Origin of the sequence: Sphingomonas kyeonggiensis (genome assembly GCF_014204495.1) — a bacterium.
GTDB classification, from domain to species: domain Bacteria; phylum Pseudomonadota; class Alphaproteobacteria; order Sphingomonadales; family Sphingomonadaceae; genus Sphingomonas; species Sphingomonas kyeonggiensis_A.
On the sequence record NZ_JACHLN010000004.1, the window covers coordinates 548,763 to 561,602 of the forward strand.

12 protein-coding genes are annotated in these 12,840 nt (G+C 69.1%); 1 reads left to right on the top strand and 11 read right to left on the bottom strand.

What is annotated here, in order from left to right:
* Positions 1–10 precede the first annotated feature (10 nt).
* The 4 genes from HNP52_RS21650 to HNP52_RS21665 all read right to left on the bottom strand — a co-directional run bounded on the left by HNP52_RS21650 (position 11) and on the right by HNP52_RS21665 (position 4,493).
* Positions 11–1,192, bottom strand: coding sequence for an alginate export family protein (locus HNP52_RS21650; RefSeq protein WP_184170608.1), 1,182 nt, complete (start codon positions 1,190–1,192; stop codon positions 11–13).
* Positions 1,192–2,481: a NarK/NasA family nitrate transporter gene (locus HNP52_RS21655; protein WP_184170611.1), complete on the bottom strand. Its 1,290-nt coding sequence runs from the start codon at positions 2,479–2,481 to the stop codon at positions 1,192–1,194. Before HNP52_RS21655 ends, HNP52_RS21650 begins: the two co-directional genes overlap by 1 nt.
* Before the next feature lie 225 nt (positions 2,482–2,706).
* Positions 2,707–3,915 (bottom strand): CmpA/NrtA family ABC transporter substrate-binding protein, encoded by a 1,209-nt coding sequence (locus HNP52_RS21660; protein WP_184170615.1) that lies wholly within the window; start codon positions 3,913–3,915, stop codon positions 2,707–2,709.
* Positions 3,912–4,493 (bottom strand): ANTAR domain-containing response regulator, encoded by a 582-nt coding sequence (locus HNP52_RS21665; protein WP_184170618.1) that lies wholly within the window; start codon positions 4,491–4,493, stop codon positions 3,912–3,914. Before HNP52_RS21665 ends, HNP52_RS21660 begins: the two co-directional genes overlap by 4 nt.
* 133 nt (positions 4,494–4,626) lie before the next feature.
* Between HNP52_RS21665 and HNP52_RS21670 the strand changes: the two genes are divergently transcribed.
* Positions 4,627–5,883 carry a F390 synthetase-related protein gene (locus HNP52_RS21670; RefSeq protein ID WP_221416591.1) on the top strand — a complete coding sequence of 419 codons (1,257 nt, stop codon included), beginning with the start codon at positions 4,627–4,629 and terminating at the stop codon, positions 5,881–5,883.
* On the opposite strand, the gene HNP52_RS21675 is transcribed toward HNP52_RS21670, so the two are convergent.
* From HNP52_RS21675 to HNP52_RS21705, 7 genes are read right to left on the bottom strand one after another with little or no spacing between them, the layout of a single operon-like run.
* Complete coding sequence (locus tag HNP52_RS21675; protein WP_184170624.1) at positions 5,874–6,875, bottom strand: Rieske 2Fe-2S domain-containing protein; 1,002 nt, start codon at positions 6,873–6,875, stop codon at positions 5,874–5,876. The two genes, HNP52_RS21670 and HNP52_RS21675, sit on opposite strands and share 10 nt — an antisense overlap.
* Positions 6,872–7,999 carry a GNAT family N-acetyltransferase gene (locus tag HNP52_RS21680; RefSeq protein ID WP_184170627.1) on the bottom strand — a complete coding sequence of 376 codons (1,128 nt, stop codon included), beginning with the start codon at positions 7,997–7,999 and terminating at the stop codon, positions 6,872–6,874. Before HNP52_RS21680 ends, HNP52_RS21675 begins: the two co-directional genes overlap by 4 nt.
* Entirely contained in the window at positions 7,996–9,129 is a 1,134-nt protein-coding gene (locus tag HNP52_RS21685) for a hypothetical protein (RefSeq protein WP_184170630.1), read from the bottom strand. Before HNP52_RS21685 ends, HNP52_RS21680 begins: the two co-directional genes overlap by 4 nt.
* Positions 9,126–9,962, bottom strand: coding sequence for an MBL fold metallo-hydrolase (locus tag HNP52_RS21690; protein WP_184170633.1), 837 nt, complete (start codon positions 9,960–9,962; stop codon positions 9,126–9,128). The genes HNP52_RS21685 and HNP52_RS21690 overlap by 4 nt, the downstream gene beginning before the upstream one ends.
* Positions 9,955–10,935: an NAD(P)-dependent oxidoreductase gene (locus tag HNP52_RS21695; RefSeq protein ID WP_184170636.1), complete on the bottom strand. Its 981-nt coding sequence runs from the start codon at positions 10,933–10,935 to the stop codon at positions 9,955–9,957. Before HNP52_RS21695 ends, HNP52_RS21690 begins: the two co-directional genes overlap by 8 nt.
* Complete coding sequence (locus HNP52_RS21700; protein ID WP_184170639.1) at positions 10,932–11,933, bottom strand: 3-oxoacyl-[acyl-carrier-protein] synthase III C-terminal domain-containing protein; 1,002 nt, start codon at positions 11,931–11,933, stop codon at positions 10,932–10,934. The genes HNP52_RS21695 and HNP52_RS21700 overlap by 4 nt, the downstream gene beginning before the upstream one ends.
* Positions 11,934–11,953: 20 nt before the next feature.
* A complete protein-coding gene (locus HNP52_RS21705; protein WP_221416616.1) occupies positions 11,954–12,514 on the bottom strand; it encodes a TetR/AcrR family transcriptional regulator in 561 nt (186 codons plus the stop codon).
* Positions 12,515–12,840: the final 326 nt, after the last annotated feature.

Genomic DNA, 12,840 nt, shown 5'->3' on the forward strand with positions numbered 1-12,840 from the left:
GCGTGCAACCTCACAGGGTAAAATCGAGCTCGAGCCACAGCTTGCGCGTGTCGGTCGCGAAGCTGGCGGCGCGGTAATCGGCATATTTGATCAGGGCGGCGACGCGCTTGAGCGGCTTGAAACCGAGCTGCAGGTCCCATTCCTCGCCGTAGCGGCGCGCGTTCCGGTCACTGTCGAAGCGGTGGTAGATCGCCTGCAGCGTGATCACGGGCGCCTTGCCGAGCGCCAGCGCATAGCTGCCGCCGGCATAGAGATCGCGGATGCCGTCGGCAGGCGTGACGAGGAACTTGTCGGCCCAGCCCTGGAACTTGTGCAGCGTGGCGAGCGGGGTCTGGAAGCTGGTATTCGCCAGCCCCTTGTCCGCGCCGAGCACCTCATAGCCGCCGCTCACCCCGAAGGCCTTCACCTGGAGCTGCCCCTCGGCCAGCCAGTAATCGGCGGCATAGCGATTGGGATTGTCGCGCCAGTTCGACTGGCGGGCATAGCTGGCGGCGAGCGACAGCTTGACCGGGCCGAGCGGCAACGCGGTCGTGGCGCGCCCGCCATAGGTCTGGCTGGAGAATTGCCGCCGGCCGGTCGCGTCCTGGTCGACCAGATAGGCGAAGCCCTTGGCGCTGACCGGGCCGAGCTTCACGCTCGCGCCGGCGAAGACATTGTCGCCGCCGATCCCCGCTATCGGGCTCTCGACGCCGTAGATGGTGCGCGCCGCCCAGGCATAGGTCAGGTCGATCGCCACCGGCCCCAGCGCCTTGCTCTCGACGCGCACCGCATCGAAGGTCTGCTCGTTCTGGCGCCAGGCGACATTGCCGACGAAGCGCTGGTCGTCGAGCGCGATGCGCTGGCGGCCGGCGGTGAAGACGGTGTTCTTGATCCCGCGATACTGGAGTTGGATCCGGTTGATCTCGACATTCTCGGGATCGGCCACCGTCGGCCAGGCGGTGCGGCGGTTCACCGTGCTGTTGTAGCGTTCGCTCAGCGCCAGCGTGCCTTCGCTCTCGGCGAGCAGCGCGAAATCACCCTGCTTGAGCTCGAACCCGGCGCGGACGCGCAGCGTGAGCGCATCGGCATCCCGTGCGAGCCCGGCCTGGTCGACGCCTTCATAGCGAAGCCGCGCATCGACGATCGGCTTCATTTCCTGCGCCATCGCCGGCGTCGCGGCGATGGCCAGAGGAAGGAGGAGCGCGGCGCGCATCAGATCCGCACGCCCTGCGCCGCGGCGACCCAGCGCGTCCGCCACTTGCCCTTGACGAAGGTCAGGCCGGCAAGTGCGCCCAGCGCCAGCATCGCGAAGATCAGGAAGCCCGGGCCGAACCCACCGGTCGCCTGCCGCGCGAAGCCGAGCGAGGAGGCAAGGTAGAAGCCGCCAATGCCGCCCGCCATGCCGACCAGGCCGGTCAGGATGCCGATCTCCTTGCCGAAGCGCTGCGGCACCAGCTGGAACACCGCGCCATTGCCGGTTCCGAGCGCGAGCATCGCGATGACGAACAGGGTCAGCGCGACACCGAGGCTGGCCGGCGAGGTGCTGACGCCGAGCAGCGCGAGCGCCGCGACGATATAGACGGCGGTCAGCGCCGCGACGCCGCCCACCTTGTCGGCGAGCGCACCGCCGAGCGGACGGACCAGCGACCCGGCGAAGACGCAGGCCGCGGTGCAATAGCCGGCGACTACCGTGCTCAGCGCGAACTGATCGGTGAAGTAGATGGTCAGCGACGAGGCGAGGCCGGAGAAACCACCGAAGGTGACGCCGTAGAACAGCATGAACCACCAGGCATCGGCGGTCTTGAGCGGCTCGAGATAGGCGGCGAGCGGCTTGGGCGCGGGCTGGTTCGGCGCGTCCTTGGCCAGCACGACATAGACGACCAGCACGATCGCCAGCGGGATGCAGACCAGGCCGAGCACGGCGTTCCAGCCGAACGCCTTGGCCAGCATCGGCGCGAACAGCGCGGCAAGCACGGTGCCCGAATTGCCCATGCCGGCGATGCCCATCGCCTTGCCCTGATGCTCGGGCGGATACCAGCGGCTGGCGAGCGGCAGCGCCACCGCGAAGCTGGCACCGGCAAAGCCGAGCACACCGCCCAGCGCCAGCGTGCCGGCGAAGCTGTGGACGCCCAGCCGCCAGGCGGTGAGCAGTCCGGCGATCACGATCACCTGGCCGATCACCCCGGTGCGCTTCGGCCCGATCCGATCGGCGAGCAGGCCGACAAGCAGGCGGAGCACCGCGCCGGCCAGGGTGGGCGTTGCCACCATCAGGCCCTTCTGCGCGGGGCTGAGGTGCAGGTCCTTGGCGATCTCCGGCGCAAGCGGGCCGAGCAGCACCCAGACCATGAAGGCCAGGTCGAAATAGAGGAAGGCGGCGATCAGCGTCGGCGTGTGGCCGCTGCTCCAGAATGCCGACTTTGCCTTGCGTGCCGGAAAGGAATCGATATCGGCGCCCCCGCCGATCGCCTCGAAGCCTTCGCGCGCCAGTTCCGCGATCTTCATCCGCTCTGCTCCCCCGTGCCCTCCGGCACGAAAAATCTGATGTGCCGCAGGCACGAAAAAAGCCGCTGCCGATCCCCCGCGAGGCGGTGATCGGACAGCGGCTTTGCTGAATTCCGGTGGATGTTCGCGCCTACGTCGCCGCGGACATCCGATAAGCGTCCCCCGGCCATTCGGGCGACTCGCATAAGCTGACGCGAAGTGGGTTTCTTCGCAAGTGCAAAAATTTCAGCTTTGTTTCAAGGCGTGCAGATAGCCGGAAATATCCTGCGGATCGAAAGACTTGCCATCGAAGAACCGATCGGGCGAGAGCATCAGGCTGCCCTGATGCGACGCAGCTGCGAGCGGATTCGCCAGCGAACCCTCGACCTTCATGCTCGCGCCCGGCATCGCGACGCCGCGCCCGGCAAGCGCGCTGCGGTACAGGTCGGAGCGGAACACGCCGGCGGCGGCACGCTCGGCGTCGGCACTCGGCTCGACCATCCCCCAGCGAACGAACTGCGAGTAGATCCAAAGCGCCTGGCTGCGCCACGGGAAGTTGGCGGCGCCACGGTGGAAGACCAGGAAATCGGGCAGGTCGATCACCTCGCCGCCACGCATCAGCGGCATCCGCCCGGCCAGCGCCTGGGCGATCAGCTCGGCGGGCTGGCCGACATAGTCGGAGCGGGCAAGCAGGGCTGCCACATCTTCCCGGTTGGCCGGATCGTCGCACCAGGCGGCGGCGCGGTCGAGCGCGCGGAGCAGCTGGCCGAGCTGATCGGCATTGGCTTCGGCCCAGTCGGCGCGGGTAGCGAGCACCTTCTCGACGCCGCGCTGCCAGATGTTCACGCCCGCGGCGGCGATCTCGCCGATCCCCTCGGCCACCGCGACGCTGCCCCAGGGCTCGCCCGCGATGAAGCCGTCGATCTCGCCCAGCCGCAGCGCCTGCACCATCAGCGAGGGCGGCAGCACGCGCAGGGTCACGTCGCGGTCCGGGTTCACCCCGGCATAGGCAAGCCAGTAGCGCAGCATCAGCGCGTGGCTCGAATAGCGATGGACGATGCCGATCACCGGCTTTCGGCGATGCAGCCCGATCGCGGCGGCGAAATCATGCGCGGTGGCGACGGGATCCTGCACCCGGTTGCGCGGATCGGGATCGAGCGCGGCCGCCAGCTCGGCCGAAAGCGTCAGCGCATTGCCATTGTCGTTGAGCTTGAACGGCGCGGCGATCGCGCAGGGCGCCTGGCTGAGGCCGAGCGTGACCGCAACGGCGAGCGGCGCCAGCATGTGCGCGCACTGGACCTGGCCATAGACCAGCCGGTCGCGCACCGTCGCCCAGCTGGTATCGCGCACCAGGGTGAGGGCGATGCCCTCGGCCTCGGCGAAGCCACGCTCGCGCGCCACGATCAGCGGCGCGCTGTCGGTCAGGGGGAGGAAGGCGATCGAAAGCGGCGTCATCGCCCGTCTCCAAACAGGTCGGCGGCGGTGATCAGGGCTTCGGCGACTTCGGCGATGCGCCGCCCCTGCTTCATCGCGGTGGTGCGCAGCAGCGCATAGGCTTCGGGCTCGCTGAGGCCCCGGCTCTGCATCAGGATCGCCTTGGCGCGATCGAGCGTCTTGCGCTCGGCAAGCTCGGTGCGCGCGGCATCGAGCTCGGTCTGCAGCCTGGAAAAGGCATTGAAGCGGCGGATCGCCAGGTCGAGCACCGGCTTCACCCGGTCCTTGCGCAGCCCGTCGACGACATAAGCCGAGACGCCCGCATCGATCGCCGCGCCGATCATCCCCTCGTCCGACTGGTCGACGAACATCGCGATCGGCCGGGCGAGCGCGCGGCTCACCGTCAGCATCTCCTCCAGCGAATCGCGATTGGCGTTGCCGAGGTTCATCAGCACGACGTCGGGCGCCATCCGCTCGAGCCGCGCGACAAAGGCACCGTGCGGGGGCACGATCTCGATTTCCTCGAAGCCGGCCTCGCGCAATCCCTCCTCCAGGATCGTGGCGCGCAGCCCGCTGTCGTCGATGATGGCAATGCGCAACGCCGGTCCCCAAGCCTACGCGCGCGAGGCTTATCCGGCGCATGCCCGGCGTCAACTTCGGACTCCCGCAAATCTGCGCCGTCGCAGTGGACGCGGCCATGGCGATATCTACACTGGCGCCATGCTTGCTGTGATGAGCGCCGTCTCCGCTTTCGTGCGCACGCGCCGGCTGACCCGGCGGCTGACAACGCCTGACGACGTGCGACGCTGGCAGGCCGCGAGGCTTGCCGGCTGGATGAAGGCCGCGGTGCCGCGCGTCGATGCCTTTGCGGGGGAGCCGGTTCGCCGCCTCGAGGAACTGCCGGTGATGGACAAGGCGATCCTGACCGCCGATTTCGCCGCCTATAACCGCCCCCGCATCACGGCGGAGGAAGTCCGCGCGGCCCTCGATGCGGGTGCGGATCGGGTGCGGGGCCATCCGATCGGGCAAAGCACCGGGACGAGCGGCAATCGCGGCTATTACGTCATCAGCGAAGCCGAACGCTTTGTCTGGCTGGGAACGATTCTCGCCAAGGCCCTGCCCGATGTGCTGTGGCGGCGGCACCGGGTCGCGCTCGCCCTGCCGGGCTTCTCGACGCTCTATCGCTCGGCCGAGCGGGGGCGGCGGATCAGCCTGCGCTTCTTCGACCTGGCGCTGGGTGTCGATGCCTGGGCCGACCAGCTCGGCGCCTTCGCGCCCGACACGATCGTGGCGCCGCCCAAGGTGCTGCGCAGGCTGGCGGAGAGCGGCCGGCTGACCGCGCGCAACCTGTTCAGCGGCGCCGAAGTGCTCGATCCGCTGGACCGCGCGGTGATCGAGGCGGCGACCGGCGCCAGGGTGCGCGAGATCTATATGGCGACCGAGGGACTGTTCGGCGTCGCCTGCCCGCACGGCACGCTGCACCTCGCCGAGGATGCGGTGCGGTTCGAATGGCAGCCATCGGGGGACAGCGGGCTGGTGACGCCGCTGGTCACCGATTTCACGCGGCGGACCCAGATCATGGCGCGATACCGGATGAACGACCTGCTGGTCCTGTCCGACGAACGCTGTGCCTGCGGTTCTCCGCTACAGGCGGTCGCGCGGATCGAGGGACGGCAGGACGACGTGTTCGAGCTGCAGGATGCCGGCGGGCAGTGGCGCATGATCACGCCGGATGTGCTGCGCAACGCCGTGGTCGATGCCGATCGGGCGATCACCGACTTCCGCATCGTCCAGACCGCGGCGGACCGGATCAGCGTCGCGCTCGACCCCGCGCTTTCGCCGGAGAGCGATGCGCGGGTGTCCGCCTCGCTGGCGGGCCTGTTCGATCGCGCCGGCGTGGTGCGGCCGGAAATCACCGTTACGCGCGGACTGACCGTCGATTTCGACCGGAAGCTGCGCCGCGTCCGGCGGGAGTGGCGTCAGAGGTAGAGTATCGCCTCGCGCTGCTCGACCGCCTGCGGCCTGCCATTGGCCAGCCGCCACACCGTCGGCCCGATCAGGTCGGCCGGGCCGATCGCGAAATCGACCGCCCCCCAGTCCTTCAGCGCCTCGACCTGATCGGCCAGCACCCGCTGGTCCTGGCGCAGCAGCGGCAGGTTGAACGCCTTGAGCACCCAGCGCTTGAGCCAGTTGGGCGCGATGCCCCGGCGGGTGGAGAAAAGGGCATAGGGACGCACCAGGTCCGTGTCCTCCGGCACGAAGATCGCGGTCAGCGAGACACTCAGGCCGCGGTCGGTGCGGAATTCGAGCTGCCCGATCGTCGGCGGAAAATAGCGGCCGATCGACACCGTCCTCTTGCCCTCAAGCAGGCGCGGCATGATGCCCTCGGCACGGGCGTTCTCGTGATAGACGGCTTGCGCGCCGTCGGGCCCGAGCGACACCTCCACCCGCATCGCCCGGCGCTTGCCGGTACCGCGCAGGAACCAGGGATGGACATAATGCGGGTGCGAGGCGTCGAGCATGTTCTCGATCCCGTCGAGCAACCGCATCCGGCTGGGTGCGACCAGCCAGCGGAAATGGTCGAGCGCCGGATCGTCGAGCAGCGCAGGCAGGCGGGGAAATGGCGGCGGGGTCTCCGCCAGGCAGGTCCAGACCAGCCCGGCGCGTATCTCGACCGGCAGGACCCGCGCGGAGACCGCCGGCACCTCATCGGAGCCGGGGACCTCGACGCAGCGGCCGTCCGCGCCGAAGCGCCAGCCATGATAGGGGCAGGCGATTGCGCCGCCCCGCACGCAGCCGTCGGAAAGCTTGAGCGCGCGGTGCGGGCAGCGATCGAGCATGACGACGGGCTTGCCCGCGCTCAGGAACAGCACGACCAGCGTACCCATCAGCCGCCGCGCCACCGGCTTGCTGCCGAGCGCGTCCAATGCCGCCAACGGATGCCAGCCCTGCGCAATCGCCACCGGCCACGCCTCGCTCATAGCCCTCGCCTCCTCATCAACGGAACTGCCAGCCGATCGAGCGCGGCCTGCATCAAGCCCAGCACGGCGCGCCGTCGCCAGGGCAGATGGCCGTCGGCGACCGCGGTATATTCGATCACCCCGGTGGCACCGCGGTTGCGCTTGAACTGCGCGGCACCGGCCGAACCGTTGAGCCGAATGCCCTGCTCGTGCGCCATCGACGTGAACAGGAGCGTGGCGATGCGATACAGACCTTCTCGCCGCGGCCGGGCGGTGTCGTAGCCGACGATCGGCGGGGTCAGCACATCGCCCCGCACCAGGGCGCCCGTCACCGCCAGCAGAGTGCCCCGCGCGTCGCGTGCCCCGCGATACCGCAGGATACCCTCCCGCCAGGTCATCAGGATCCAGTCCGGCGAGAAGATCGGGTTCAGCGGCGAATATTTGCCAACATAGAGCAGGTGATAGAGCTCGGCGGTCCGCGCCGCATCGGCTTCGGTCATCACCGCGAACTCGTCGATCGCCAGCCCGCTGCGGCGAAGCAGGCGGAAGTCGTGCCCAGTATTCCGCCGCGCGCGCCACTGCGTTTCCAGGTCGCCGGTCACCCAGATCTGGCGACTGGCGAGCAGCCGCCAGCCGTCTTCCCGCGCCGCGTCGAGCAGGCCCGGCGAGGACCAGCCGTCAACCGAGCGGACCGCGATGGCATGCGTCGGAAAACGCGCGGCCAGGAAGGCGCGGATCGCCGGGAGATCGTCACCCTGCCAGTCGCCGTGCAGGTTGGTCGACAGCATCCAGTTGTCGACATGGACGACGCGATTGATCTTGCCCCAGCGCAGCAGCCGATCGGCGGCGGCGATCATCGCGCGCAGCAGAGGCCGCAGCCACCCGGTATCGACGATATCGAGCTCGGCCCGCGCATAGAGGATATAGGCGCTGTGCGGCAGGCAGACATAGCTGCCTCCCACCCCGCCTTCATTGATCGTCACCGGATAGACGCGCGCGCCCGAGCGGAGCGCCATCCAGCGCGTGGCGACATTGGGGATCATCGCGCCCACGCCTGCCCGCGCGATGCCTTCGATATAGGCACGCGAATCGCAGCCGGCCGGCCACGCGCCCGGCGGCGGGTCGAGCGGATCGAACAGGATCATGCGATCGGCTCACCATTCCATTCGATGTCGGCCGTGGTCGCACCCGCCGCACTCCCGCGCGATAGCAGCGCCTGCCTGGCGAAGTGCGCGGCATCGAGCATCGCACCGATCACCGGGCGGCGATCGCCCGGCCGCCCCACCGCATCGCACCCGAGCCTGACGTCGCGCGCCAACTGGCCAAGCCGCCCGCCCCCGATCGCAGCCGGCAGCCCCAGCAAGACCATCGCAGGACCGAGATAGCGCAAGCCCTCGACAGGCTGCACCTCGCCCCGGCCGAGCATCGCATCCGCGAGTTCGGGCCGCGCATCGAACAGATGCACCCCGCTCACCGCACGGGGATTGCACTCGATCGGCACCGCCGCTCCCTCCGGCGTGAGGATCAGATCGAGCGACAGATGCCCGGTCAGCGCGTTCGCCGCAGCCAGCCTGCGTGCGACTTCGACCGCCGCCGGGCAATCGACGGCCTCGAACGCATAGGACGCCGCCCTGCCGTGCCGCCAGGCCGGGCGGTACACGACCGCGGCGACCAACCGCCCTGCCCGGGCAAAGGACCAGAGGCACAGTTCCTCGCCCGCCACGAAACGCTGCGCCGCCCAGGCCCGGTCGGCGGATGGATCGAACGCCGCCAGTTGCGCACGCGAAGGCCGGACCAGAGTCTCCGTCGCGAAGCGGGAGAAATCGGGCTTCAGCACCAGCTCTTCGAATGCGACCGGCAAATCCTCAAGTTCGGCACGAGCCTCGATCCGCCAGGTTTCGGGCACCACTATGCCCAGTCCCCGAGCATGCTCGACGAAAGCCAGCTTCGAATGCAGCGTACGGAGCGTCCCAAGCGGTGGCGCCAGCAAGCGATCGCCGAGACCCGCCGCCGCAACGTAGAACACTTCCTCGCAGGTCGGGATGATCGCCACCGGGTCGAGCCTGGCCACGAGGTCGCGCAGCGCGCTGGCGAACCCCGCGAAATCGCTGCGCGGCGGCGGAAGCAGGTGCGTCGCGGCCACCGCCCGCGACAGGCGCGCCGCCCAACCGGCGATCGAATCGGCGAGATGAACTTCATGCCCCGCCGCCGCAAAGGATCGCGCCAGATCGACCGCGACCGGCGCGCGCGCGCCGGTGATGAGGATCCTGCTCACGCCTCGGCTTCGGCGGCGCGTTCGGGGCAATGCGTCGGGGTTAGCCGGATCGCCGGATTGCGCTGCCAGAGCGCATGCAGTTTCGCTAGCGTCTGCTCGACTCGCCCGGCATGGCCCAGCAGGCTGCTGGTCAGGCGGGGCGGCGGCATGTTCCGTCGGATCGCGTCGCTCGACCAGGCGGCATCGGCGACCAGGAAATGCTCGCCGTGCAGGCTGTCGGCAACGACCATGCCCCAATGCCCCGGGCAATGGCCGGGAAGCTCGACCGCGAGCAGGCTGCCATCGCCCAATATGTCGGCCCCTTCGGCAAAGGGCTGCAACGCGCCGGGCAGGGCAATGCGCGGCGCATCCTCGAAGAAGCGCGCGCGCGCCGCGATATCGGCGGGGAGCAACGCCGGCAGCACGCCACCGAGCAACGCCTTCACCCGCCCGCTCGAACATGCGGCGTCGAGCCCGGCACGCGCGCAGTGGATCGCGGCATTCGGAAAGGCATGGGTGCCCGCGATATGATCGGCGTGGAAATGCGACAGGACCAGATGGCGGACGTCGCCCGGATCGAAGCCGAAGCGCCGCAACTGGCTCGCCACGTCCGCGCCCGGCGGCAGCGTGGCCGGGGTCAGCCAGCGATAGAAGCGTTCGGGAAAGGGCTGGGTCGCGGCGAAGAATGCCGGGTCATAGCCGGTATCGAACAGGATCGGCCCCTCCTGCGGGTGGACGATCAGGATCGAAAGCGCGGGGAAGATCGCCGGGCGCAGGCTGCCGTCGCGGATCGTTGCGCGCTGCGGGTGGACGCAATGCCCGGCGCGGATCAGCCTGACCTCCACCTCACGCATCGATCGCCTCCGGCAGGGCATGGGCGATCATCGCCTCGATCCCGTGGCGCGGCACCCAATCGAGCAGATCGCGCGCGCGATCGAGCTGCATCGTCTGCGAGAAGCCGAAGGTCATGACGCTGTAACGCGTCACCGGCGGTTCCGGCCTGCCGGGCAGCAGCGCGGCAACGCGTTCCATCGCGCCGGCCATTGTCATCGCCAGCCCGGTCGGCACCGTCACCAGGCGCGGCGCGCTTCCGATCCGCGCGAACAATTGGCCCAGCAGTTCGCGCACCGGCCGCGGATCGCCACCCGATATATTGATCGCCTGCCCGCCCGCCGCCGCCAATCGGCGGTCGGCGGCGACAAAGGCGGCGGCGGCATCGCGCACATCGGTCGGCTCGATCAGTGCCCTGCCTCCGCCCGGCAGCGGAAACCGCCCACGACGCCCGGCGCGCAGGATTCGCGGCAGCAGGACAGTGTCATGCGGCCCCACGATCGCGCGCGGGCGGATCGCGACGCTGCGGAAGCCCGGCGCGTCGGCGGCCAGGACCAGCCGTTCGGCGGCATATTTGGTCGCGGCATAGTCATTGGCGAAACGCGGCCCGACCGGGCTGTCCTCGGTCAGGCCGATCCGGTCGCGCGGTTCGGCGTAGATGGAGGGCGTGGAAGCATAGACCAGCCCCTCGCACCCCACCGCGCGCGCGGCATCGGCCAGCCGCCGGGTCGCAGTGATGTTGATCGCCTCGAAAGCCGCACGCGATCCCCAGGGGGACGAGAGCGCGGCGAGGTGGAACACTACATCCACGCCGCCGAGCAGCGGCTCCAGCGGATCGGTGACCAGATCGGCCGGCAGGAATTCCGCTCCGAGCCGCGCACCGATCGCCCTGTCGCGCCCGGTCGCGCGCACCTGATATCCGACCGCGCGCAACTGGCCGACGAGTTCGCGCCCCAGTCCGCCGGTCGCTCCGGTCACCAGCGCATGACGAGTCACCAGCGGATCACCGCGCCGCCCAGCGATACGCCGGCCGATGTCCCGATCAGCAGGCTGTGGCTACCGGGCGCGAGCCGGCCTCGCTCACGCGCGACATGGAGCGCATGCGGCATGCCCGCCGCAATCTGGTTGCCATGGTCCCGGAAGATGTCGACCGTCCTGGCATGGCCATCCGGCACCGAGCGCTTGAGATGCTCGATCGCCGCGGCGCTTGCCTGGTGCGGCACGATCGTATCGAGCCCTTCGGCCGCCACACCGCCTTCGGCGAGCAGGTCGCGCAGGAAACGCGGGAAGCGCTTGGCGGTCGCGGCGAACAATGCGGGGCCGTCCATCCGGAACTTGGATACCGCCAGGAAGGCGTCGAGATCCTCGGTCGGGCGCATGCGGGTGCCGCCCGATTCGAGCCGGCACAATTCAGACCCGTCGCCGAAGGTCGCGAGCCGGCAGGCAAGCAGGCGGCTGGGGCCGTCGGCTTCGATCGCCACAGCGGCTGCGCCGTCGCCGAAGATCACCGATGACTCGGGCGAACCGAAATCGAGCGCGGCGGAGGCGAGGTCGACCGACACGATCAGGCCCCGGCGCCATTTGCCGACCGCCATTCCCATCAACAGCGTGTCGAACGCGACGAGGAAAGACAGGCAGGTCGCATTGACGTCGAACGCGGCGATGCCGCTCGCGCCGATGCCGAGCCGGCGCTGGATCAGCGGGGCGTTGCCCGGGATCGGCTGCTCCATCACGCCGCATGCCGAGATCACCACATCGAGATCGCCGGCATCCCAGTTCGCTGCCGCCAAGGCCGCGGACGCGGCAGCGGCGCCGAGCGAGGAGCTGGTTTCGTCGCCCCGCGCCCAATAGCGGGTGGCGATCGCGAAATTCGCTTCGGTCCAGCCGGGATCCCGGCCGAGCCGGGCATCGATTTCCACCGAAGGAACGGCGGTCCTCGGCAGCGCGATACCGCTGCCAGCGAAGCGAAAACCGAGGCCCCGAGTCGCATTCATGCGAATATATTGAACAGTGTCTATTTACTTGTAAAGGGGGCGCAACGAATTGCCTCGAGCACGCGGGCATGGACGGTGTCGAGCGGATCGGTTTCGCCGAGCAGCGCGAAGGTGCCGTTGAGCGTGAAGAAGCAATGGCCGTGCACCGTCGCCAGCAGCGATCGCGTCAGGGCATCGGCTTCGTCCCGGCGCTCGGCCGGCAGCGCGGCGGCGATCTCGTCGCGCACGATCCCGGTGAGCGAACGGATATGGTCGCGATAATATTCGGGTGCCTCGACATCGTCGGGCAGCCGGTGATCGTACAGCGCCGTCCAGGCATGGCGATGCAGGATGGCGAACTCGAAATAGGCCTCGACCAGCACGCGAAGCCGATTGCCGGTCGCAGCCGCCAGGCGTGTCTCGACATGCGCCTGCCACTGCGCCAGCGTCCGGGCGTTGATCGCCACAACCAGCATGTCGTGGCTGCCGAACACATTGTAGACCGTGCCGATCGAGTAGCCGATCCGCTTCGCCACCTCGCGCGCGGAGAACCGCGCAAAGCCGACTTCTGATATCTGACGATGCCCCTCATGGACTATCATGGTCCGGAGCTCGTCCCGGGTATGATCGGACCGGCGTGCCACGGGTCCAACCTGCTCCCGAACTTTACACTGTTCAATAGATTTGCGCGCGGAGGGTATGCGCGTTCATGTTTCCGGAACGCTCCCGGGGCGGCGTTAGCCGCCCCGGGGGTTTGCAGCCGTTACCAGCGCTTGGACAGCCGGATCTGGAGGGTACCGGCGCGTTCGCCCTGGCCGGCGCGCAGGCCGGTTTCGAAGTCGAACGACCAGCCGCTGCTCAGGATGTCGAAGCGCGTGCCGATGCTCAGCTGGAGCTGCTCGCGCTTCCAGCCATTGCCCGCCAGGTC